Origin of the sequence: Pseudarthrobacter phenanthrenivorans (assembly GCF_036455295.1) — a bacterium.
GTDB lineage: Bacteria > Actinomycetota > Actinomycetes > Actinomycetales > Micrococcaceae > Arthrobacter > Arthrobacter phenanthrenivorans_C.
Genome location: NZ_JAYXNX010000004.1, coordinates 332,898 through 355,430, shown reverse-complemented (window position 1 = coordinate 355,430; position 22,533 = coordinate 332,898). Strand labels below are relative to the sequence as shown.

General features: G+C 62.5%; 18 protein-coding genes. 9 read left to right on the top strand and 9 right to left on the bottom strand.

The features are described from left to right. Window positions 1-45: 45 nt before the first annotated feature. The 4 genes from VXJ37_RS07665 to benA all read right to left on the bottom strand — a co-directional run bounded on the left by VXJ37_RS07665 (window position 46) and on the right by benA (window position 4,523). On the bottom strand, window positions 46-873 hold the full coding sequence (locus tag VXJ37_RS07665; protein ID WP_331322453.1) for a 1,6-dihydroxycyclohexa-2,4-diene-1-carboxylate dehydrogenase: 828 nt from the start codon (window positions 871-873) through the stop codon (window positions 46-48). Next, window positions 873-2,444, bottom strand: a complete 1,572-nt coding sequence (gene benC, locus VXJ37_RS07660) for a benzoate 1,2-dioxygenase electron transfer component BenC (protein WP_331322452.1) — start codon at window positions 2,442-2,444, stop codon at window positions 873-875. The genes VXJ37_RS07665 and benC overlap by 1 nt, the downstream gene beginning before the upstream one ends. Before the next feature lie 121 nt (window positions 2,445-2,565). Further along, window positions 2,566-3,102, bottom strand: coding sequence for a benzoate 1,2-dioxygenase small subunit (gene benB / locus VXJ37_RS07655; protein ID WP_331322451.1), 537 nt, complete (start codon window positions 3,100-3,102; stop codon window positions 2,566-2,568). Between the two features lie 35 nt (window positions 3,103-3,137). Then, window positions 3,138-4,523 (bottom strand): benzoate 1,2-dioxygenase large subunit, encoded by a 1,386-nt coding sequence (benA, locus tag VXJ37_RS07650; RefSeq protein ID WP_331322450.1) that lies wholly within the window; start codon window positions 4,521-4,523, stop codon window positions 3,138-3,140. A 329-nt stretch (window positions 4,524-4,852) separates the two neighbouring features. Here benA and catA point away from each other — a divergent pair, with 329 nt between their 5' ends. Both catA and VXJ37_RS07640 read left to right on the top strand, forming a co-directional pair. Beyond that, window positions 4,853-5,737, top strand: coding sequence for a catechol 1,2-dioxygenase (gene catA / locus VXJ37_RS07645; RefSeq protein WP_331322449.1), 885 nt, complete (start codon window positions 4,853-4,855; stop codon window positions 5,735-5,737). A gap of 122 nt (window positions 5,738-5,859) precedes the next feature. After that, entirely contained in the window at window positions 5,860-7,143 is a 1,284-nt protein-coding gene (locus tag VXJ37_RS07640; RefSeq protein WP_331322448.1) for a benzoate/H(+) symporter BenE family transporter, read from the top strand. Window positions 7,144-7,292: 149 nt separating this feature from the next. Here the strand turns inward: VXJ37_RS07640 and VXJ37_RS07635 are convergent, their stop codons facing one another. The 3 genes from VXJ37_RS07635 to VXJ37_RS07625 form a co-directional block, all read right to left on the bottom strand. After that, complete coding sequence (locus VXJ37_RS07635; protein WP_331322447.1) at window positions 7,293-8,267, bottom strand: iron-containing alcohol dehydrogenase; 975 nt, start codon at window positions 8,265-8,267, stop codon at window positions 7,293-7,295. A 138-nt stretch (window positions 8,268-8,405) separates the two neighbouring features. Continuing rightward, window positions 8,406-9,881 (bottom strand): aldehyde dehydrogenase family protein, encoded by a 1,476-nt coding sequence (locus tag VXJ37_RS07630; RefSeq protein WP_331322446.1) that lies wholly within the window; start codon window positions 9,879-9,881, stop codon window positions 8,406-8,408. Window positions 9,882-9,955: 74 nt separating this feature from the next. Further along, a complete protein-coding gene (locus VXJ37_RS07625; protein ID WP_331322445.1) occupies window positions 9,956-11,056 on the bottom strand; it encodes an NAD(P)-dependent alcohol dehydrogenase in 1,101 nt (366 codons plus the stop codon). Window positions 11,057-11,320: 264 nt separating this feature from the next. Between VXJ37_RS07625 and VXJ37_RS07620 the strand changes: the two genes are divergently transcribed. After that, window positions 11,321-12,298: a helix-turn-helix domain-containing protein gene (locus VXJ37_RS07620; RefSeq protein WP_331322444.1), complete on the top strand. Its 978-nt coding sequence runs from the start codon at window positions 11,321-11,323 to the stop codon at window positions 12,296-12,298. Between the two features lie 121 nt (window positions 12,299-12,419). Here the strand turns inward: VXJ37_RS07620 and VXJ37_RS21135 are convergent, their stop codons facing one another. Further along, the gene (locus tag VXJ37_RS21135; protein ID WP_369605608.1) at window positions 12,420-12,761 is read right to left on the bottom strand and encodes a hypothetical protein; all 342 of its coding nucleotides are present in this window, start codon (window positions 12,759-12,761) and stop codon (window positions 12,420-12,422) included. An 814-nt stretch (window positions 12,762-13,575) separates the two neighbouring features. On the opposite strand from VXJ37_RS21135, the gene VXJ37_RS07615 reads away from it, so the two are divergent. Beyond that, window positions 13,576-14,730, top strand: coding sequence for a DUF4192 family protein (locus VXJ37_RS07615; RefSeq protein WP_331322443.1), 1,155 nt, complete (start codon window positions 13,576-13,578; stop codon window positions 14,728-14,730). Window positions 14,731-14,846: 116 nt separating this feature from the next. On the opposite strand, the gene VXJ37_RS07610 is transcribed toward VXJ37_RS07615, so the two are convergent. Next, a complete protein-coding gene (locus tag VXJ37_RS07610; RefSeq protein WP_331322442.1) occupies window positions 14,847-15,479 on the bottom strand; it encodes a TetR/AcrR family transcriptional regulator in 633 nt (210 codons plus the stop codon). Window positions 15,480-15,697: 218 nt separating this feature from the next. Between VXJ37_RS07610 and VXJ37_RS07605 the strand changes: the two genes are divergently transcribed. From VXJ37_RS07605 to VXJ37_RS07585, 5 genes are read left to right on the top strand one after another with little or no spacing between them, the layout of a single operon-like run. Then, entirely contained in the window at window positions 15,698-17,224 is a 1,527-nt protein-coding gene (locus VXJ37_RS07605) for an ABC transporter substrate-binding protein (RefSeq protein WP_331322441.1), read from the top strand. 58 nt (window positions 17,225-17,282) lie between these two features. After that, entirely contained in the window at window positions 17,283-18,224 is a 942-nt protein-coding gene (locus tag VXJ37_RS07600; protein ID WP_331322440.1) for an ABC transporter permease, read from the top strand. Next, window positions 18,221-20,044 (top strand): dipeptide/oligopeptide/nickel ABC transporter permease/ATP-binding protein, encoded by a 1,824-nt coding sequence (locus VXJ37_RS07595; protein ID WP_331322439.1) that lies wholly within the window; start codon window positions 18,221-18,223, stop codon window positions 20,042-20,044. The genes VXJ37_RS07600 and VXJ37_RS07595 overlap by 4 nt, the downstream gene beginning before the upstream one ends. Next, window positions 20,041-20,898, top strand: coding sequence for an ATP-binding cassette domain-containing protein (locus VXJ37_RS07590; RefSeq protein WP_324644978.1), 858 nt, complete (start codon window positions 20,041-20,043; stop codon window positions 20,896-20,898). Before VXJ37_RS07595 ends, VXJ37_RS07590 begins: the two co-directional genes overlap by 4 nt. Beyond that, window positions 20,895-22,388, top strand: coding sequence for a carboxylesterase/lipase family protein (locus VXJ37_RS07585; RefSeq protein WP_331322438.1), 1,494 nt, complete (start codon window positions 20,895-20,897; stop codon window positions 22,386-22,388). Before VXJ37_RS07590 ends, VXJ37_RS07585 begins: the two co-directional genes overlap by 4 nt. Window positions 22,389-22,533 lie beyond the last annotated feature (145 nt).

Genomic DNA, 22,533 nt, shown 5'->3' with positions numbered 1-22,533 from the left:
TCTACCGGAGCGGGCCGTCTGCCCCTTCCGGCGCGGGTCCAAGGGTTACCCCAGGTCCCCGCCGGCCACCGGGAGGATGCTGCCGGTCAGGTAGGACGCTTCGTCGGAGGCCAGGAAGACGATGGGCGCTGCCTGCTCGTCCAGGGTTCCGTAGCGTTTCATGAAGGACGACTCGACGGTCTGGTCCACGATCACCTGGTACCAGGCCTTCTCGGTTGCGGATTCTGCTTCCGGCCCTCGCCTGACCTTCCGCGGTGGCGCTTCGGTGCCGCCCGGCGCGGTGGCGACCACGCGGATGCCGCGGCCTGCCACCTCCATGGCCAGGGCCTGGGTCAGGGCGTTTACGCCGCCCTTTGCGGCGGCGTACGGGACGCGGTGCATGCCGCGGGTGGCCACCGAGGAAACGTTGACGATGGTCCCCGATTCCTGCTCCAGCATCGCCGGCAATACCGCGCGGCAGCTCCAGAGGGTGGGGAAGAGCGAGCGGCGGATTTCCTTCTCGATCTTGTCCTCGTCGTACTCCTCATAGGGGCGTGCCCAGATGGTGCCGCCCACGTTGTTGACCAGCACGTCCACGCGTCCGTGGGCGGCGAGCGCCGCCTTGACTGCGTGGGTGGCGCCGGCAAAGGTCTCGAGGTCCGCGGTGACTGACGTGGCGGACCCGCCGGAGCCCGAGGCCTTGGCGGCCTCTTCGATGTCGCGGGCAACGTCGTGAACCAGCTCTGCCCGGTCCACCAGAACCACGGCGCCGCCTTCGGCAGCGATGCGTTCAGCCACCTTTCGGCCGATTCCCTGTGCGGCTCCGGTGACGACGGCGGCCTTGCCGCCGAACCTGCCGGGTGTGACGAATTGGCCCGCATACGGTGCCGCCATCAGAGGGCAGCCTTGGCGTCGATGGCGCTGGCCATGGTGTCCTTGGCGTCGTGTGCGTGCGAGGTGATGACGGCACGGAGGCTGTCCTTATCGCCGCGTTCGAAGGCGTCCACGATGGCCAGGTGGTCCTGTGTTACGCGCTCGAAGATCGGCGTTCCGGTTTCAAATGCCGCGGCCATCTGGGCGTGCACGTCCAAGCGGCGGTATGACTCCAGGAGCATGGGGTTGTCGCAGATCATGAACAGGTACTCGTGGAATTCCTCGTTGGTGCGCGCGAACTCTTCGGGGTCGGTGATTTTCCCGTCCTGCACGGACCCGGTGGTTGCCTCGGCGAGCCGGCGGAACTGTCGCAGCTGCTCGTCGCTGAGGCGGCCCAACAGCAGCCCGCTGACGGCGAGTTCCAGGCCCATGCGGGCATCGAGCTGGGCGTAGCTGTCCTCCTTGCGGAAGTCCAGCCTGCCTGTCTCCAGCGAGGACACTGCTTCGGCGCGGCTCATTGTGTCGCCGTCGGCCTGGATCTTCTCGGCTGCCGCCGGGGCGCCCGTTTCGGCGTCGCCTCCGGTGGTCTCCTTCGGCGCGAACCGTTCGAAGTAGAAGTTGGCGGGCTGGATGCCTTCGGTGTCCAGCCACTTGGAGACGGCGTTGACCATAGGGGGCGGCCCGCAGAGGTAGATGTCCACGTCGCCTTCGTTGAGGTGCGCGGGTTCGATGATCTGGGTGACGTAGCCGGTGTGTGGGGCGGAGGTGCCGGGCTCGGAGGCAATGTAGTCCCAGGTGAAGCCGGGCAGTTTCGCTTCGTAGGCGCGCAGCCAGTCAAGGCCCACGATGTCCGCCTCGCGGGTGAGCCCGTAGATCAGGTGGACCGGTGTGGACGGCGGGTTTTCGGAGAGCTTTTCAAGGATTGACAGGAGCGGGGCGAGGCCGGTGCCGCCGGCCAGGAGCAGCAGGGGCCGCTTTGGTTCGCGGAGGAAGAACGATCCATACGGGCCGGTGAATTCGATGGCGTCCCCTACGGCGGCGCGGTCGCGCAGGTACTCGGACATGGCACCCTGCGGAGTTACGCGCACCATGAAGGAGGCGTCCGGGACCTCGGGGCCGCTACTGAAGGAGTAGGAGCGCTCGGCGTCGGTTCCGGGAACCTTGAGGTTTACATATTGGCCCGGGAGGAAGGCCAGCGCGTCCCGGTTGTCCACCTCGAGGGTGAAGGACACCGTGGTGTCGGTATGCCGGTTGAGCTCTTTGATAGTGGAGGTGAAAGTGGCCGCGGCCGTCTTCGCTGACTCAGACGTGGCCGGGATCTGGATGGCCAGGTCGGATTCCGGGACGGCCTGGCAGGTCAGCAGGTAGCCCTTTTCGAGCTCCTCTTCGGTCATGGCGTCGTCGATGTAGTCTCCCGGATCGAAGGAGCCGGAGTCGCAGAATGCCTTGCAGGTGCCGCAGGCACCGTCCCGGCAGTCAGACGGGATGTTGATACGTGCCTTGTAGGCGGCATCCATGACGGTCTCGTAGTCGCCGACCTTGATGACCTTGGTGACGCCGTCTTCGAAGCTGAGGGCTACTTTGTGGCCCATGGGGTCCTCCTGGTTGGGTGGGCGCGTCGTCGCGGCCCGTATTGGTCGTGTCGTGCCCGCCGGCACGGGGGTGGAACCTGCCGTGCGGCGCCCGGGAACTCCCGGGCACCGGTTCGGCAGATCAGATCATGTAGACGTCCACCACGTGGTGGATGTAGTCGTTCTTCAGGACGACTTTCTTCTTCAGGATCACCGGCTCGGGGCTGGAAAGGTCGATCGTGTAGAAGCTTGTGCCGAAGTATGTGTCCGTCGTGTTGTAGCGGAAGTACAGGGTGAACCAGTTGAAGCGCACGTCCACCTTGCCGCCGTCGTTCGCCAGCACCTCGATGTCCGTGATGTTGTGGCCCGTGCGCGGCTCCGGGAGGGAGGTGGCCGACGACCGGTCGGTCTTGATCCGGAACACCCGGTCCTCGATGCCGCCGCGGTTGTCGTAGTAGATCAGGGAGATCTCGTTCTGGGGGTCCTGCGTCAGCTGGTCGTCGACGTCCCAGGCGGGCATCCAGAATTCGGAGTCCGGGTGGTAGCACTCAAGCCACTCGTCGAACTGGCGGTCGTCCAGCAGACGGGCCTCCCGGTAGAGGAACGCCCGGACGGTTTCGAGGGTTGCGATCTCCTCAGCGGTCTTCAGGACCGGGGCGGTGTGGGTCAGGTTGGTCATGGGTTCTGCGCTCTCTGTGGTTTGGGCGGGCTCTGTCAGGCGGAGGCGGGGATGGATTCCAGAGCGGATCGCTCCTCTTCCTCCGACAGTGCGCGGTCCATGACTTCCTTCCAGTACCCGTGCTGGATGGGGTAAAGCCCTTCGTCTTCGGTGCGGACGCCGGAAGCGATCACCCTGGTCATGCCCAGGGCCTGCGCCTGCTCGTCCGGCCCGGCGATCTCGTGGGTGGAACCCCGCGTCATGTCGTTCCAGGGGGCGCTGGTGGCCCAGTAGGTCTTGTTGCAGGAGCGGAATTCTTCCAGGTCGTCCGGCGTTGCCATGCCGGTGGCGTTGAAGAAGTCCTCGTACTGGCGGATGCGCTTGGAGCGGTTCTCCTGGGACTCGCCCTTCGGTGCGATGCAGTAGATGGTTACCTCGGTCTGATCCGCGGAAATCGGCCGGAAGTGGCGGATCTGCGAAGAGAATTGGTCCATGATGTAGACGTTCGGGTACAGGCAAAGGTTGCGCGAGATGTTGATCATGAAATTCGCCATCTCCTCGCCGTACTTCTGCACCAGTTCATCGCGCCGGTCCCAGAGCGGACGGTCCTCGGGATTGGTCCATTCCTGCCACAGGAGCAGGTGTCCGTGGTCGTAGGAGTAGAAGCCGCCCTTGACCTTGCCCCACTTGCCGGCGTCCATGGCCTTGGTTTTGTTGGCGGAGTCACCTGCGCTGCGGCGGGCGGTGGTGGCTGCGTAGTTCCAGTGCACGGCAGTGACGTGGTAGCCGTCCGCGCCGTTCTCCGCCTGGACCTTCCAGTTGCCGTCATACGTGTAGGTCGAGGAGCCGCGCAGCACCTCCAGGCCTTCGGGCGACTGGTCGACGATCGAGTCGATCACCTTGGTGGCGTCGCCCAGGTGCTCCTCGAGCGGGAGCACGTCCGCCTTCAGCGAGCCGAACAGGAAGCCGCGGTACGACTCGAACCGGGCCACCTTGGTGAGGTCGTGCGAGCCTTCCTTATTGAAGTTCTCGGGGTAGCCGGCGTTCCGGGAATCCTTGACTTTCAGCAGCTCGCCGGAGTTTTTGAACGTCCAGCCGTGGAACGGGCAGGTGAAAGTGGTGCGGTTGTCCGTTTTGCGGCGGCACAGCATGGCGCCGCGGTGCGAACAGGCGTTGACGATGCAGTTCAGCTTCTCGTCTTTGTCCCTGGTGATCATCACCGGCGTGCGGCCGATGTATGTGGTGAAGTAGTCACCCACGTTGGGGATCTGCGACTCGTGGGCGAGGTACACCCAGTTGCCTTCGAAGATGTGCTTCATCTCGAGTTCGAAGATCTCCTGGTCCGTGAAGATCTCCCGCTTGGCCCTGATGATGCCGTTCTCACGGTCATCGATCACGGCGTCGGCAAGGACCTCGCGGGCATGGGTCAGATTCTCGGTCAAGGCGTGCTCCTTCATTGGAGGGTGCTGGACGGCTGGGCGGGAGGTCCGGGCCGGCATCAATGCCAGGGATGGACTCTGAAGCCAATTCTTCCCACCCGTGACAGGACTCACATCAGGCAAACACCTAGGGTCGACCAAGGGTGTATTTATGTATCGATAATGACCAAAACCGTGCATTATCGATATTTGTAGCGTCCTTATTCCCGTGCCTACGATGAGACCGACATCACGCAACGCCGCGTGGCAGCGGGTTACCTGCGCTGCAAGGCAACGCGGTGGATGCAGGAGAAGCTTCCTGCCCCTATTCAAAGACGAAGGTGGAGACCGCCATGACTGAGATCCAAACGGATACCCGGAACGAAAACGAGGGCACCGCCGTGGAGGCCGGCTCAAAGGCCACCGAACGCTTCGCAGCCTCGGGGAAACTCGCACAGCTGGAAGTACCCAAGGAAAGGGTTAGCCTGCTGGCAGGAGCCCTCATCAAAGCGGCCAACGACCTCGTTGTTGAGCACCAGGTCACCTACCAGGAATACAACGCGCTGAAAGCGTGGCTGATCAAGGTCGGCACCGACGGCGAGTGGCCACTGTTCCTCGACGTCTGGCTTGAACACACCGTTGAGGACGTGAACTCCCAGGACCGTCCCGGCACCGTGGGCACTATTGAAGGACCGTACTACGTACCCGGCTCCCCCGAGCTCCAGACACCGGCCACAGTGGAGATGCGCGACGACGAGCAGGGCACCCCGCTGCGGTTCACCGGCCGCTTCACTGACACGGAGGGCAACGCCATCCAAAATGCCCAGGTGGAGATCTGGCATGCGGACAGCGCCGGCTTCTACTCGCAGTACGCCCCGGGCCTGCCGGAATGGCTCTTCCGCGCCACGGTGAAAGCAGATGACGACGGACGTTTCGAGATCAATACAATGCGGCCTGCCCCCTACCAGATACCCACCGACGGGGCCTGCGGGCAACTCATCAGCGCTGCTGGCTGGCACGCATGGCGCCCCGCGCATATCCACATCAAGGTTTCTGCACCGGGATACCAGCCCGTAACCCAGCAGCTTTACTTCCCTGGCGATCCCCACAACGCAGACGACATCGCATCGGCAGTCAAGCCCGAACTGATGCTCGATCCGCGGCCGCGCACGGACGGCGCAACCGGTGAAGAAGTAGTTTATGACTACGTCCTTGCCAAGCAGGGCCAGACGAAGTAAAAGATCCCGGTTCAGCACCCGCACCTGTCCATGGACCAGGTACATCTGAGGCGCTCCAGGGCCATCGGCTCCGGAGCGCCTTCGGTCTTGCCGGACATCCATCCCGCTTTCCAGGAGCCTGAATGTCGCAATCCCGCCACGACCCATCCTCCGTATCCCGGTCCGGGGGCATGCTCGACGCCAAGCCCGAACCCCTCCTGGAACGCCCGGGGGTCCGCCCCGCGGGAGTCCACAGTTTCTTCCATGACGTCGGACCTACCTACGTAGCCAACGGCGTCATAGGCCTTATTTTCGCTGCCTCCGGGCCTATTGCTGTCACGCTTGCTGTCGGAACGGCCGGAGGGCTGGGTGAAGCCCAACTGGCATCCTGGGTGTTCGGCATTCTATTTTCCGGCGGGGCAGCAACCCTGGTCATGTCGCTGCTGTATCGTCAGCCCCTCGGCTTCGCCTGGTCCATTCCCGGCACGGTCCTGCTGGGTCCTTCCCTTCAACACCTGTCCTTTCCGGAAGTCGTGGGAGCTTTCTTCACCTCGGGTCTGCTGATCCTGGCACTGGGCATCAGCGGCGTGGTCCGCCGGATCATGGCCCGGGTGCCAATGCAGATCGTCATGGCGATGGTGGCCGCGGTGTTCCTGAAGTTCGGCACCGACATTGTTGCCTCAACGCAATCCAATCTGGCCATAGCCGGCCCGATGGTGGCGGTGTTCCTGCTGCTCACTGCCGTACCGGCCCTGGGACGCTTCCTTCCTCCGGTACTCGGTACCCTCGTGGCAGGTTGTGTGGCTGTGGCCGTGAGCGGCCAGTTCGTCCTCGGCAAGGCAGGACCCTTGCTGGCTGCACCGGTGTTCACCGTTCCAGACTTCACGTGGGCAGCCCAACTCGAACTGGTCCTTCCGCTGGCACTTACAGTCTTGTTCGTCCAGAACGGGCAAGGTATCGCCGTCCTCCGCGCCGCCGGACACCGCCCACCCGTCAACGTCTTCGCAGTTGCTTCCGGAGCCTTTTCGGTGCTCAACGCTGCCTTCGGCGCAGTCTCAGCGTGCGTCACCGGACCTACAAATGCCCTGTTGACCTCCTCCGGAACCAAAAAGCGCCAGTACTCGGCCGCCGTCGTGTACGGCATGCTGGCCCTTGCCTTCGCCGTACTGGCACCCCTGCTCACCAGGCTGATGCTCGCCACCCCTAAGGAATTCGTCCTGGTCCTTGGCGGAATCGCGATGCTGCGGGCACTCCAGCAGGCGTTCGTGACCGCCTTTTCCACTACCTTCACCCTGGGCGCGCTGGTCACCTTCGTGGTGACGATCTCAGGTTTGAACCTTTTCAACATCCACGCGGCCTTCTGGGGCCTGGTCATCGGCTACGCGGTGTCCAGGCTGCTTGAGCACAGGGACCACCTCGATCTCTAGCGTTCGGTCAGCCCGCAGCGTCCTGCCCACAGCCCCCCACACACACGGGCAACGTCACGGCCGCCGCGGGTTGCAGGCTGCCTGCAGCAGCCTTTCCAGCCCTGAAGCGTCCACTGGGCGGGGGTTCGACGGCGGCAGGTGCGGCATGATCAGAGACACGGCTTCGGGTATCTGGTCCTCGGAAAATCCGAGACTGGCGAGGCTCCGTGGCGCGTCAATCGCCTCGTACAGGCGGTCCAGGCCATCGAGGGCCCCTGGCTGCCCAGGGCGGCTGCAATGCGGGTTTCGGCCCCGGATGCTGCCGCCAGATTGAATGCTGTGACATGGGGAAGAATTACGGCGTGCGTTTGCGCGTGTGGGAGGTTGAAACGGCCACCCAGTACGTGACAGATCTTGTGATGCATCCCGGCGCCCGCAGACGCGAAGGCCGCTGCCGCCAAATAAGCACCACTCAACATCTGTTCCCGGCCCCCTACGCCGGAGGGGTCATCCTTCACCATCGGCAACCCCCCGGCAAGCAGCCGGATGGCTTCCGTAGCCAATGCCGCGTTGACCGGGTGGGCGCGGGGCGCCCACAGTGAGTCGATGCAGTGCGCGAGGGCATTCAATCCTGAGGCCACGGACAGTGCCGCCGGCAGCGAAAGGGTGAGGTCGACGTCGTAGATCACCGACTCCGGCAGGACACGGTCGTCTACGCCTGTCACCTTTTGTGTCTTGCCCGCGGGGCCCTCCGTGACGCCCCAGACATTGGTGGCTTCCGAGCCGGCATAGCCCGTTGGCACCGCGACAATGGGAAGTCCCGTGGTCAGCGCGATGGACTTTGCCAGGCCGATGGCCGAACCCCCACCAATGGCCACGAGAAGGTCCGCCTTATGCGATGCCGCGGCCTGGCGCGCTGCCTCGGCCGCCGCGGCCGGGACGTGTTCGATGACCTCGTGGTAGCGCGAGGCAACTTGCACGCCCTCAATAATGGCTTCCGTGGTGGCACTCTGCCGGCGGCTGGAGATCACCATCGCCCTGCGGGATTGGAGCCTGCCTGCTTCGGCAGAAACGTCCGCAGCCGCGTTGCCACTCCCGAAGAACACGCGCTGCCGGGGAGCCGCGTACTCGAATCTTAGGGTCATTGTCCCTCCAGGGAGCGTTGTAGCGGGGTGGATCGGATGTTTCACAGGTTAGCGCGCAGGATTGATCACGAAGTCGGCGGCGGAAACGAAGGTCCCCGCCGATGCAGCCAAATCCCTGCATCGGCGGGGCAAGCGGCATTAGAGACGCCTGACTCCGATCGTGTGGTCGGTGGTGAATTCGGCAATTGCCCAGTCGCCGTTGAACCGCCCGAGCCCGGAGTTGCCCTCCCCGCCGAACGGCACGTGCGATTCGTCATGGACCGGCATCTCGTTGATGTGAGTCATACCAGCCTTGACGCCACGGGCGAAACGCACGCCGCGTTCAATGTCCTGGGTGAAGACGGAACTTGAAAGCCCGAATTCCGTGGCGTTCGCGAGTTCCAGGGCGTGGGCTTCATCGTCGGCCTTGATGATTCCCACTAACGGTCCAAATATCTCCTCGCGGGCAATCTCCATGTCGGGCAAGACGTCGGCGAACACGTGGGGCGGCACCACTCTGCCTGTGATTTCGCCGTCGAGGACGGTGCGTGCACCCTCAGCCTTGGCTGTCGCGATCTTTGTCTTCAGTCCTTCAAGTTGGTTGTCGTTGACCACGGGACCTACCAGCGTCTGCGCGGAAGTCGGGTCGCCGAAGGGGACGCTTGAGGCCGCGGCGGTGAAACGCGTTACGAATTCGTCGTAGAGCGGGGCCTCAACAATAATGCGGTTGACGGCCATGCAGATCTGGCCCTGATGCAGGAATTTGCCCAGCACGGCAGCCTCAACCGCAGCGTCCAGGTTTGCGTCTGCCAGGACCACGAGCGGCGCGTTACCGCCGAGTTCCAGGGCTACGTGCTTAAGGTGTTTTCCACCGGCGGCAAGCTTGCCGACGTTCTGTCCGATCGGCGTCGACCCCGTGAACGAAATCAGCCCGGGTGCAGGATGCGTGACGAAGTCATCGCCGATCTCCGATCCGGCCCCCACCACCACGTTGAGCACTCCAGGCGGCAGGTCGGCTTCCTCGAATACCCGTGCGAGGATCAACCCTCCTGTGATGGGTGTGTCACTGGCCGGTTTGATGACGACGGCGTTCCCCAGGGCAAGTGCCGGAGCCACCGAACGCTCGGACAGGTGGAGCGGGAAATTCCACGGGCTGATCACGCCGACGACGCCGATCGGACTGCGGTAGACGCGCAATTCCTTGCCCGGCGTGTTCGATTCGACAATGCGGCCGTGAACGCGCGTTGGGAAGGACGACGCCTCCAGCGTAATTCCGGCAGCAAGGGAGACCTCGACCTGGGCCTTGGCCACAGCGGAGCCTGACTCATTGACCAGCCAGTCGACAATCTCTTCTCGACGCTGTTCAAGGATCTGGGCTGCCCGGAGAATCACCTGCCGGCGCGCAACGGGAGTCTGGGCGGCCCAGCCTTTCTGGGCCGATTCGGCAGCACGAAATGCCTCGTCGAGGTCTTCTTTGTTGGCCTGCCGAATGAACGCCAGGACCGAGTCGTCATAGGGATTCGTGACTGTCAGCGTCTTGTCTGACCTCCCGTCACGCCACGTCCCGCCGATGAACTGCTGGCTCACGGGCTGGCCGGCGAAGGTCGCCGTGGTCTCCAGGGTGGTTGTAGTCATGGTTAATGTCCTAAGGAATTTGTGTGTGGGAGAAGTGGACTTGGGGGCGGACCCCTTCCGGGTCCGCCACGTGGCTAGAAGACCAGGACAGGCTTGATGACTTCACCGGATTCGGAAGCCTCGAAAGCGTCATTGATGTCGGCAAACGCAAAAGTCTTGGTCAACTTCTCCAGCGGGAACTTTCCCTGCTTCCAGAGGCGGATCAGCTGGGGAATGAATACCTGGGGCACGGAATCCCCCTCGATGATGGTCCGGAAGTGCCAGCCTTTGAGCAGAGAACCACCCACCTCAAATGACACTTCCGTCCCCGGAGCGGGCGCCCCCACAAGGGCCGCCGTGCCACCGGTGCCCAGGATGTCTGCAGCCTGGCGCAACACCGACGGAATGCCGGTGGTGTCCAGCGCGTAATCGACGCCGCGCTCACCGGTGATCTGCGCTATCTGTGCTGCTACGTCCGCGCTGCGGCTGTTGATCGTGTGCGTGGCCCCCAAATCCTTGGCGGTGGCGAGCCGGGACTCAACGATGTCCACCGCCACGATGGTTGTTGCCCCAACGGCGGCGGCCGCCATGAGGGCTGCGCACCCCACCGCGCCGGTTCCAAACACAACAATGCTGGTACCGGGACGCACACCAAGGGAGTTGATCACAGCCCCAGCCCCTGTCTGCAGGCCACAACCAAGGGGCCCCAGCAGTTCCAAGGGGAGCTCGGAGTCCACCTTGACCACGCTTCGCACGGCGACGTTAACGTGCGTCGCGAAAGAGGATTGACCAAAGAAGTGCGAAGAGACTGCGGATTCGCCGTCGTTCAAGGCCGTGGAGCCATCGGGGCGGGTACCGGCAAAGTTGCGGCCGAAGAATTCGCTGCAGTACGCAGGCCGTCCTGTCAGGCATTGCCCGCATACTCCACAGTAATTGGCGGATAGAACCACAGAGTCTCCGACGGCGACCGAGGTCACCAAGGAGCCGACCGCCTCCACAACTCCTGCCCCCTCATGTCCCAGAACCGCCGGCAAGGGCGTGGGGTAGACCTGGTCTCGGACGATTGCGTCGGTGTGACAGACGCCCGTTGCTACGACCTTCACCCTGACCTCATCCGGGCGGGGCTCATCAAGCGAGAGCTGAACGAGTTCGAAAGGGGCTTTGGGCGCGGTGGCCAGGGCAGCAGTGACCTTCATTGAATTGGCTCCTAGGGATGGGCATATGGTGAGAGGAAGTTCTCGACGCACCGCCGCACGCTGCTCAGGACCGTTGGGAGCTTTCCGCGGCCGGGGATCCGACGCTGGGCCCTCGGTCCTCAAGCATCTGCGGTACCGGAACAGTCCGTGCGTCCGGGGCGATGCCTATACTGTGACACGTAGCACAACAGGTGGGGTTGTCCGCAGACGACGCGAGAGTTGTCCATTGGCGCCACTATCACCGGACACAAGGAGGTGCCGTGCATGGCTGCAAGTCTGATAGCTGACGCCTGGTATCACGATATCGAGTCAACGTTCGGCGGCCTTGAAGTAACCGGCCTTGGCAGTTCTGCCGTGAAGGTTTCCGGCGCAATGGCGGTCAGGGAATTTGGCCAGGTGGGTGTCTATGGAATATCAGGCACTCCGCAGCAGCTCGTGCGAACAGACCGCACAGTGCGTCAATCGCCGACGGAATTGCTCAAGGTCTGCACCATGCGCCGGGGGCGCTGCATCATTGAACAGTCCGGACGCGAACTGACGGTCTCTCCCGGGGAGTTCGGCCTTTACGACACAGCGATACCCTATCGACTCACTTTCAGTGGTCCGTGGGAATGCGAGGTCATGACCGCACCCTCGACTGTCTTGGGCGCCCCGCGTGCCGCCATAGACGAAGCGAGGGCGCACCCTTGGTCGGCTACAGCTGGGGCCGGCTCGCTCCTGGCCCAGTTCATCAGCGCCTGCGCTTCCATGGCCGGCCCCGCGACGGCGGCATCGAACCATTTGGCCACAGCCGGCGGAGCCCTTTTGGCCAGCGTCGTCCTTCAGGACTATGAGCCCGCCTTCGAGGATATGGCTGAGGTGCTTCGGCATGAAATCGAAGCCCATATTAATCGAAACCTGCAGAACCCGGACCTCGGCCTGAAGCAGATTGCTTCCATCCACCACGTATCCGTGCGAACAGTTCAGCGTCTGTTCGCACGGACGGGACACGGGCTTACCGGCCTGATCCGGAAGGGCCGTTTGCAGGCTGTCCATCGTGACCTTGCTGATTACCGCACTGCCCATCTCACCATCGCCGAGGTGGGGGCAAAATGGTGTATTCACGATGCCCAGTGGCTCGCCAAAGCGTTCAAGACCGAGTTCGGCATGACCCCTTCGGAGTTTCGAAAATCCGCCGCGGCAGGAATCTCCGCGGACACCGGATCAGTGAACAAGGGACCCAAGGCAACGCGTCAGACATAGCGTTACCGCGCAACCCGTGCGTCGATAGACGTGCCTGAACACTGCATGACGCGCCGTTATAGGGGTCCGCGGCTATATCACGGGTTCGGCGCCGAAAGCCCTAGCAGCAGCAGGTCTGCGCCTATCGGCTCTTCGTTGTCGGTGCGGAACCGGGCTCAGTACCTGCCCTCGCCTCATGCAGCGTCTTTGCACCACCCGGGGGCCGCAACAGGGCCGGACGTGTGGGCTCTTCCTCGCGTAGCGGCTCTGTTTCAGTGAGATGATCGGCTGAGACATGCGTGAGCCAGTGGTACGTCGCGGTTCCATCAGCCTTCCAGGCCAACTCGGCCCGAGTCAGTTCACGGACCACACGTGCGGGACTACCGTGAGCGAGGTGCCGGGCTGGGATCTCTGTGTTCGAGGTAATCAAGGATCCAGCGCCCACAAACGCTTGCCTGCCGATGACCGCGCCATCAAGGACGATAGCGCCAATACCGATGAGGACATCATCGCCCACGTGGCAGCCGTGCAGGACGGCACCATGTCCCACGTGCCCGTTCATGCCTAGTTCCGTTAGGCGTCCCGGAAAAGTATGGACAATACACCCGTCTTGCAGGTTTGCCCCTTCCTTCATAACGAACCGCCCGAGATCTCCCCTTAAGGAAGCTTGTGGGCCGACATAACACCCCGGGCCCACAATGATGTCTCCGATGAGACTCGCGGTCGGGTGGATATATGCCGTGGGGTGCACAACGGGCACAACATCACCAAAAGCGTAAACTGGCGGGGCCATAAAGGACTCCTCTATATAGTGCCGTTCGCCCCTGCTGGACGGGGCCAGTGATACTGAGAAGTTTAGGGAATCGGGATCGCGCAACCGGATCCGCGTGGGCCCCGGAAATTACCAAGGCTCCCACTCCAGCAGTAATGGAGCGGCCCCCAACGCTGCTGGAGTCCCTCACCCCTGGGTGCACGCGGAAAATCATGCCGTTTGCCTTACTGACTCCGATGGAGAGGTAAACGTTCCACCGCTGCTTGTCATTCTGACGTGTCCCATGATCGCTGGGCGGGTCCTACGCGCAACCAGGGCGCTAACGCGCCGGCCCCGAAAACGAAAACTTCGGCAGACACCGCATGGATGAAGTCCCCCACGGTTGAAGTTTTCGTCTCCGTTGCCGGTCCCCCAAGTTGCACTACGGCCCCACAACCCAGCGGCTGGTCCCCTATCAGAACGACGCCCACAACCAACAACCGCAAAATTCACGGCCACACACAGGGTGAAGGGAAACCCGGGGATCATGGAAAAGCTCACGATCAAGACACCGTCAGACGTACTCAGCTTCATTGGGCATACCCTAGGCTTTTGGCCAAGGGAAAGCCTGGTCTGCATCACCCTGAACGAAGACAGCATCGGAGCCACGCTCCGCATCGACCTCCCCCGCCAGGCTGGCCAGGAACTCCCCTACGCGCGCACCGTCGCCCACTACCTGGCGAGCGACACTGCCGCGACGTCCATCCTGTTCGCTGTGTACACCAGCGAACACTGCGGACCCGGAGAGCCAAGGCCGCACGCCGGCACCATCGCCGCGCTCACCGGGGTCCTTGCCGAACGGGGCATCACCATCCGGGACGGGCTCTTCGTTGGAGACGAAACCTTTTCGCCCTACGATGGCGACCCCGGCACTGACGTGGCCCTCCCTGTCAGCTCGACCCAGACCAGCGCGATCAACGCTGAATTCATTTACCGAGGCAGCTCCATCGAACGGGCTGACCGCATTACGCTCCCCACGAGCACCCAGGAAAAAGCCAAAGCGGCCGCCGTCGAACGTTGCATCGACATTATTCGGTCCTTATCCGACGGCACCGCGCTCATGCAGGCCCGCAAACTTTGGGCTGGCTTGCTCGACGCGAAGACTTTCCCAAACGATGGCGAATGCCATGCCCTAGTCGCAAACCTGCAGTTCCCAGCCATTCGTGACCGCCTCATCGCAGACATTCCGGGACTGGACGAACCAATGCAACAGGTCCTGTTCGCACAGACTGAAGAGGCCCCGAAGTGGTCACGCATCGAGTGGGCGCAGCAACTGCTCCTGCACGCCTACACACGCACCAGTCCCCAACACGCAGCACCCGTACTCACGGNGGTCCTGTTCGCACAGACTGAAGAGGCCCCGAAGTGGTCACGCATCGAGTGGGCGCAGCAACTGCTCCTGCACGCCTACACACGCACCAGTCCCCAACACGCAGCACCCGTACTCACGGCCATCGGCTACATCAACTGGTGGGAAGGACGAGGCAGCAAAGCACACCAATTCCTCCAACTCGCCCTCGACACCGACCCGGCCTACCGCCTCGCCCGGCTCAGCGACCAAATGATCGGCTCGGGCATCGTCGCCGGCTGGAACATGAACAAAGAAACTGCCTACAAGGCGCTGCCCTTTGACTTGCAGTGAGCTGCTTGGTTCTCCAACGCCAGGAGCGCCCGCTCCCACGCGCACGCAGGTTCTGGCCAACGAGAATGTCTTCCCCGGGGACCGCCCACCGGGAATGGGAGCGGCAGTTAAACTTCTTACGGTATTTCCGCTGTTGTCAGCTCTCGGAGTCTCGCCCTGAGGCGGCCGGCCATATCCAACTGGGTTGGCATCAACAGCCACTGGACCTGGAGTCCATCGACGAGCGCGATGATGTCCGTTTCCAAGCCGTCCAATTCAATATGCGGCCTTATGAGCGAGCGGCTTGCCAGGTTCCCGAGGGCAGCTTTGGTGCGTCTGAGGGCTCTCTCGTACCGCGCCACAAAGTAGTCGTGAGCCGGATGGCCGGCATCGGACGCCTCGGTGGACAAGACGGCGAACAAACTTATGATTCCCGGATTTTGCGCGTTATGTTCAATTACCCTGATAAGCCTGCTGAAGTACTCGATGCCGTCAGAGCTTTCCTCCGGCGCATTGGCGAAGAAAAGCTCGTCATCTTTTCGGTCTCGTTCTTCGAGTACTGCTTCCAGCAGGGCTTCCTTTGTGGGGAAGTAGTGCAGGAGGGCTGTGCGGCTCACCCCGCAGTCGGCGGCCATTTGCAGCATGCTTGCATTTCGATAGCCCACGGTCGCGAAGGCATCGAAGGCCGCCTGCAGGATTTGGGCACGCCGCCATTCACTTTTCGCGTAGGGGCCCCGCGCGCCGGCCTTCTTGGCGGTTGTGTCCAACATTGCACCAACATCCCATCATTCGGACGACCCCACAACTCGAAGGCCCTCACAGCTCCGGCGCCGGCCGGTTTAGGGTGCGGCGACGGCGGAGCGGCATGCCCCGCGAACATCTTTCCAAAAAAGTCTACTTGAAAATATATACAACTGTAAGTTTTCATGGGTATCATCAATCCACGCGGTGATCCACAGGGGTATCACCCACTAATGAAGGACCATTGATGTTCCGATGGAAGACCGCCTCGGCGGCCCTGGCCATTGCCGCCCTTGCGCTGACCGGGTGCTCCAGCCCGGGCTCGGAATCAAGCAGCAACTCCGGAGGCACGCTGACACTGGCCAACACGTTGGCCCCTACGACCCTCGACGCCGCGGGCTCGGGTTGGGCCGTCATCTCGCCTTATTACCAGGCGGCTTACGACACCCTCTTGCGCGCTACGACCGACGGAAAAATTGAGCCGTTTCTCGCCGAGAAATGGTCCTACAACGCGGACAATACGGCGCTGACCCTGAACCTTCGGAAAGACGTCACGTTCAGCGACGGAAGCAAGTTAACCTCTGCCGTCGTCAAAACAAACCTTGAGCGTTTCCAGAAGGGGACGTCGCCGGACGCCTCGTTCCTTAAGGCCGTCCAGAGCATCGAAACTCCCGATGACTCGACTGTCGTGCTTCACCTGTCGGCACCCGACCCCGCCATGCTGAACTATCTGGCCCGCGACCCGGGTCTTATCGCCAGCGGCGATGCCATTTCAAAGGACCCCAAGAGTCTGGCCACGAACCCGATCGGTTCCGGGCCGTACATCCTGGATACCAAGGAAACAGTCATTGGCACCAGCTACGTCTACACGAAGAATCCGAAGTACTGGAATGCCGGTGTCCAGCACTACGACAAGCTGGTCATCAAGGTGATGGCAGACGCAACAGCTGCCCTTAACGCCATCAAATCGGGCGAGGTGAACGGCGTTCGCCTCCTCAACAACAACAACCTCGAAGAGGTCAAGGGCGCAGGCTGGACTGTAAACCAGAACGAGATGAATGTGTTCGGCATGCTGCTTCTTGACCGGGCAGGCACTTCGAACAAGGCCCTTGGCGACGTGCGGGTCAGGCAGGCCATCAACTATGCCTTCGACCGCAAGGCACTCCTCAAGGCCCTGCAGTTCGACAACGGCACCGTCACCGAGCAGGTATTCCCGAAGCGCTCTGCAGCCTTTGACGCTGACCTGGACAACCGCTACGCCTTTGATCCCCAGAAGGCGAAGCAGCTTCTGGCCGACGCCGGATACCCGGACGGGTTCACTTTGAACATGCCTACGACAGCCAGCGTCGGCGCAACAACCTGGACTCTGCTTGGCCAGCAACTCGCAGATGTCGGGATCAAGGTCGCGTTCACGGACGCCGCCAGCAACTTTGTCTCGGACATCCTCGCCCCGAAGTACCCTGCGGCGTGGATCGGCCTGGAACAGCAGTCAGACTGGCAGCTGATCCAATTTATGGTCTCCCCCACCGCCGTATGGAACCCGTTCAAATATGCGGACCCCAAGGCCGACGAGTTGATAAAGCAGGTCCAGGTGGGCGACGAAAGTGCCCGGCAGACGGCGGCCAAGGACCTTAACAAGTACATCGTGGAGCAGGCTTGGTTTGCTCCCTGGTACCGCCCAAACAACAGCTTCGCCACGGATTCAGCCACTTCCGTGAAAATGCTGCCATCCAACGTTTTCCCGGCCATCTACGACTTCGAACCGAAGAAGTAGTGGTACTGCGTCCCCCTGCCAGCAGGGGGACGCACTCCAACTCTCAGGAACAAATAACATGCTTGGATTCATTATTCGCCGCGTGATTTCCGGCGTGATTCTGGTTTTTACGATTTCAATCGTCGCGTTCACACTGCTGTATCTCGGCGGTGGCGACATTGCCCGGCGCATTCTGGGTGAGAATGCACCCGCGGAGACCGTGGCCAAGAAGGTCCAGGAACTCGGCATCGACCGTCCATTGGCTGTCCAGTACTGGGACTGGTTGAGTTCAGCCATCGGAGGCAACCTTGGCCGGTCCTGGTTTAACGGGGAGATGGTTTCGGCAAGCGTCTCCAACCGGCTGTCTGTTACGGTCTCGCTTGTTATCGGGGCCATCGTGCTTTCCGCGATCGTCTCCATTCTCCTGGGAGTTCTGGCGGCGCGGCGCGGTGGGTGGATCGACGGCCTCGTGCAGTTGGTTTCAGTCATAGGGTTTGCCATTCCCAACTTCCTCATTGCACTCTTCCTGGTCGTGGTATTCGCTATCAATCTGCACTGGTTCAAAGCGACCGGATTTGTTCCCTTGACCAAGTCGGCCAACGGCTGGCTCGCCTCGGTGACTCTGCCGATCGTGGCGCTCTCGTTGGCGGCTATTGCCAGCGTTTCCCAGCAGATCCGAAGCGCGGTAGTCGATGCAATGTCACGCGACTACGTCCGGACCCTGCGCGCCCGGGGGATCGGTATCAACCGGGTCATCTACCAGCATGTCCTCCGCAACGCAGGCGGCCCCGCACTCGCCGTCCTGGCACTGCAGTTTGTCGGACTTCTTGGTGGGTCCGTTGTTATTGAGCAGGTATTCGCCCTGCCGGGCATCGGCCAACTGACAGTTCAGGCAACGACTCTGGGCGACATTCCCGTAGTCATGGGAGTGGTCATCACGGCGGCCATCATCGTCGTCATCGTCAACCTTGTTATCGATCTGGCCCAGGCCGCACTCAACCCGAAGGTCCGTTTGTCATGACCATCATCAACCTCCCCCAGGCACTGCCGACACCGCAGGTCCGCGCTTCGCTGCTGCGGAGGCTGCGGCGCCGTCCCGTCGGACTTGCAGCCCTTATCTTCCTGGCCTTCGTGGGGCTCATCGCCGTGATCGGGCCATGGATCGCTCCACAGGACCCGAACAAAGCAGCCCTTGATCTGGTACTGTCTCCCGCCAGCCCAGCCCATCCGCTTGGAGCGGACAGCGCCGGGCGCGATGTTCTGTCCCGGCTGCTGGCCGCAACCCAGGTAAGCATTGCATCAGCCCTCGTCGCCCTGGTCACTGCACTGCTGATTGGGGTCATCGCCGGGCTTTTGGCCGGCTATTACAGCGGATGGTTCGACTCCGTGTCGTCGTGGCTCACCTCGCTCGTCATGGCCTTGCCCGCCATGGTGGTTCTGCTGGCTGCCAGGGCAGTGCTGGGTCCCTCGGTTTGGCTGGCGATGGTCGTCTTCGGCATCCTGCTGTCACCTGCCTACTTCCGTCTCGTCTATGCAGCTGTCACAGCCATCCGGCACGAGCTCTACATCGATGCTGCCCGGGTGTCCGGGCTCAGCGACTTCCGCATTATCAGCCGCCATATTCCGTCAGTCATCCGGGCCCCCATCATCATCCAGTCCGCGATCATCGCAGGCATAGCTATCGCAATTCAGTCCGGTCTTGAATTCCTCGGGCTGGGTGATGCCTCAGTTCCGACGTGGGGCCAGATGCTCAATGATGCATTCACAAACATCTACAAAGCTCCCACGCTCATGCTGTGGCCGTCACTCGCAATTTCCCTTACCTGTATTGCCCTGACGCTGTTGGCCAATGCCATGCGGGATGAACTGGAACGGACCGTCGTGACCCGGCGCCGCTCAAGCAAATCCACAGCCCGACGTTCCAGGACTGCAGCACCGGAACCATCCGGCCCAGACCACGAGACGATCGTCCACCCCGACGATCCGTTCACCGAAAAAAAGCCCGCTGCTCCCCTGCTGACCGTCCAGAACCTGCGCGTTGGCTACGACCAGCCGGACGGTTCGACACTCGAAGTCGTCCGCGGCGTCAGCCTTGAAGTGCGCAAGGGCGAAATCCACGGCCTTATCGGCGAGTCGGGATCAGGCAAGACGCAGACAGCCTTTTCCGTCCTGGGCCTGCTTCCCGCCGGCGGCCGCGTTACAGGCGGCACCATCGACCATCTGGGTACTTCCCTCCAGGGCGCATCGGAGCGGGTCTACAAGGACATTCGCGGACGCCGGATCGGATATATCCCCCAGGAACCGATGTCAAACCTCGACCCCTCCTTCAAGATCGGTTTTCAGCTCGTCCAACCGCTCCGGCTCAACCTGGGGCTGAGCAAGAAGGAAGCCACAGAGAGGGCGCTGGCACTCCTGGACCGGGTGGGCATTCCGAACCCCAAGCGCACCTTTGACGCGTATCCCTTTGAAGTGTCTGGCGGAATGGCCCAGCGGGTACTCATCGCAGGAGCCGTTTCTACTGACCCGGACCTCATCATTGCGGACGAGCCAACCACCGCCTTGGACGTCACCGTCCAAGCCGAGGTCCTGGACCTCCTGCGCGACCTCCAGCAAGAGCGCGGCATGGCCATGCTCCTAGTAACGCACAACTTCGGTGTCGTGGCGGACCTCTGCGATCGCGTCACGGTCATGCAAAACGGCGTCTTCGTCGAGCAGGGACCGGTGCGCACCATCCTCAACCATCCCAGCCATCCGTACACCCAGTCCCTGCTCAGTGCAATTCTGGACGAAGGTCCGGCACGGCCGCCTCTGGGCGCCTCTCCCATCGGAGGACGATCATGAACAACACGCTCCTTGAGGTTGAAGACCTCGTCGTCGCCTACCCAACCAAACGGCTCAGGGCGGCACCCTTCCGGGCCCTCAACGGCGTCTCGATCGACATCAAGCCAGGCGAGACGGTAGGCCTGGTTGGGGAATCGGGCTCCGGCAAGACCACCCTCGGCCGGGCGGTACTCGGTCTGGCCCCTGTCACGGAAGGTTCCATACGTTACAGCGGCCGCGATATCAGCAACCTGCACAAACGGGACCGGCGCAAGCTGAGCAGCGAAATACAGGTCGTTTTCCAGGACCCCTACTCCTCGCTCAACCCCTCTTTGACGATCGAGCAGATTCTGGCCGAACCTTTGACTGCGGCAGGGGTCCAGGCCGCTGCCGCAAAGGGCCGGGTCCGGGAACTACTGGGCCGGGTTGGGCTGCCCGCAGATGCGCAGTCAAGGCTGCCGCGCGAGTTCTCCGGCGGCCAGCGCCAGCGGATCGCCATTGCACGCGCCCTGGCTTTGGATCCCAAACTCATTGTTTGCGACGAACCGGTCTCAGCGCTTGACCTCTCCACCCAGGCCCGTGTGCTGGACCTGTTCATCGAGATCCAGGAACTCACCGGTGTCGCCTACCTCTTCATTTCCCACGACCTTGCGGTAGTCCGGCACATCAGTCACCGCGTGGCTGTCATGTACCGCGGCGAAATCGTTGAGACCGGTGAGGGGGACCAAGTCACCGCCCGGCCCAAGCACCCCTATACGCAGCGCTTGTTCCTCGCGGCGCCCGTTCCTGATCCGGACAAACAGGCGGAACGGCGCACAGCACGCAGGAAACTGCTCGCCGAGCAGGCAGACCTGGTCGAAGGAAAGACGGCATGATCGTCACTACACCCGCTGGCCGTGTGCGCGGAACAACGCGGCAGGACGGCACCACCGCATTCCTGGGGATCCCCTATGCAGAGCCCCCGTATGGAAAGAACCGCTTTCAGGAACCTGTACCCAAAGCCCCGTGGAAAGGCATATTGGAGGCGACGCGCTTCGGCGCAACGCCCCAGCGCAAGGCTCTGGCGGAGGTTACAACCATTCCGGAACCGTCCATCCCTGGAAATTCCACGCTCAATGTCAACGTGTTCACGCCTGCCCATGGTGCCGGGGAGGGTCCGTACCCGGTGTTGGTCTGGATTCACGGCGGCGGCTACGTCGCTGGATCACCCGCGAGCCCCTGGTACGACGGCGCAGCCTTCGCCCGTGACGGGGTCGTTACAGTCACGATCTCGTATCGCCTGGGCTTCGACGGCTTCGGATGGCTTCCGGATGCTCCAATGAATCGCGGCGTGCTGGACTGGATACAGGCCCTTGAATGGGTTCGCGATAGCATCGCCGCTTTTGGAGGCGACCCGGAGAACGTCACTCTCTGCGGTCAATCAGCCGGCGGTGGCGCCGTAATGACGCTGCTGACCGCCCCGCGCGCTCAAGGCCTGTTCCACAAAGCGGCGTCCTTATCGGGCGCTCCCGTCGACATTTCACTTGACCGCGCCAAGGATTACACGTTCCGTGTCGCGGAACGGCTGGGGGCGGCGGCCGAAAGCCGCGCCTTCGCTTCCGTGCCCGAGGAGGACCTGATCCAAGCGCAAAACTGGTCGCGGGCACCAGTACCCACGCAGGATGCCGTGGCATGGCTGCGCCAACTCGGGGAAGTCGAAGCGATGCTTCGCCTCGGGCCCGTGATCGATACTCAGTTGGTACCGGGGACGGTCGCGGAAGGCCTTGCTGCCGGACGGGGGAAGGATGTTCCCCTTCTGGTCGGCTCCACCCAGGAAGAATTCGGTCGTCTGCTTGCCGCACATTCGGATACCTTCGCCGCAATGTCTGCCCAGGAAGCGTTGGGAATCATGGGGGCGGACGACGCCGTCGCCAGCGCCTACTCCTCGTGCACTGCCGGAAACACGACGGCGGCCGTCGTGGGCAGATACGTCAGCGACCTGATGTTCCGTCGCCATATCCCCCGGTGGATCTCTCTTCGAGGCAACTCCCCTACCTGGGCTTACGATTTCACCTGGAAGTCATCGGTCAGCGGCGTAGCGGAACATTGCCTCGATGTGCCCTTCGTCTTTGACGTCCTGGGCGATCCGGACGTGAGCCGGGTGGCTGGCCCCAACCCACCACAGGAAATCGCCGATGCCATGCATGATGCCTTCGTGCGTTTCGCCCGGACGGGCAATCCCGGTTGGGCGGGCGCCAGCGGCACGGCACCGCACGTCCAAGGTTTCGACATCGACCCGTCCCGGACCGATGGATATGCAAGTGCGCGGATCGTGAGCGAAGCGCACCGCACCCCCCGCAACAGCGACGTCCCCATCCAAACGTAAGGTCGAAATCTGCCGCCAGTTGCGCAAGACCCATCCCTGGGCACATCACTGGCACTTACCGCCGACCGGCCAGCCCACAGCAGCCGGCATGTACCAAACCAACACGGGCCTGCACCGAGCGGGCCTCCCTCAACCTGCCCGGAGA

Bases quoted from the DNA above. Each gene is read 5' to 3' on its own strand.
- VXJ37_RS07620 (WP_331322444.1), top strand. From the start codon at position 11,321: ATGGCTGCAAGTCTGATAGCTGACGCCTGGTATCACGATATCGAGTCA.
- VXJ37_RS07610 (WP_331322442.1), bottom strand. From the start codon at position 15,479: ATGTTGGACACAACCGCCAAGAAGGCCGGCGCGCGGGGCCCCTACGCG.
- VXJ37_RS07600 (WP_331322440.1), top strand. From the start codon at position 17,283: ATGCTTGGATTCATTATTCGCCGCGTGATTTCCGGCGTGATTCTGGTT.
- VXJ37_RS07640 (WP_331322448.1), top strand. From the start codon at position 5,860: ATGTCGCAATCCCGCCACGACCCATCCTCCGTATCCCGGTCCGGGGGC.
- VXJ37_RS07635 (WP_331322447.1), bottom strand. From the start codon at position 8,267: ATGACCCTAAGATTCGAGTACGCGGCTCCCCGGCAGCGCGTGTTCTTC.
- VXJ37_RS07665 (WP_331322453.1), bottom strand. From the start codon at position 873: ATGGCGGCACCGTATGCGGGCCAATTCGTCACACCCGGCAGGTTCGGC.
- VXJ37_RS07605 (WP_331322441.1), top strand. From the start codon at position 15,698: ATGTTCCGATGGAAGACCGCCTCGGCGGCCCTGGCCATTGCCGCCCTT.
- benB (WP_331322451.1), bottom strand. From the start codon at position 3,102: ATGACCAACCTGACCCACACCGCCCCGGTCCTGAAGACCGCTGAGGAG.
- VXJ37_RS07630 (WP_331322446.1), bottom strand. From the start codon at position 9,881: ATGACTACAACCACCCTGGAGACCACGGCGACCTTCGCCGGCCAGCCC.
- catA (WP_331322449.1), top strand. From the start codon at position 4,853: ATGACTGAGATCCAAACGGATACCCGGAACGAAAACGAGGGCACCGCC.
- benC (WP_331322452.1), bottom strand. From the start codon at position 2,444: ATGGGCCACAAAGTAGCCCTCAGCTTCGAAGACGGCGTCACCAAGGTC.
- VXJ37_RS07625 (WP_331322445.1), bottom strand. From the start codon at position 11,056: ATGAAGGTCACTGCTGCCCTGGCCACCGCGCCCAAAGCCCCTTTCGAA.
- VXJ37_RS07585 (WP_331322438.1), top strand. From the start codon at position 20,895: ATGATCGTCACTACACCCGCTGGCCGTGTGCGCGGAACAACGCGGCAG.
- VXJ37_RS07590 (WP_324644978.1), top strand. From the start codon at position 20,041: ATGAACAACACGCTCCTTGAGGTTGAAGACCTCGTCGTCGCCTACCCA.
- VXJ37_RS07595 (WP_331322439.1), top strand. From the start codon at position 18,221: ATGACCATCATCAACCTCCCCCAGGCACTGCCGACACCGCAGGTCCGC.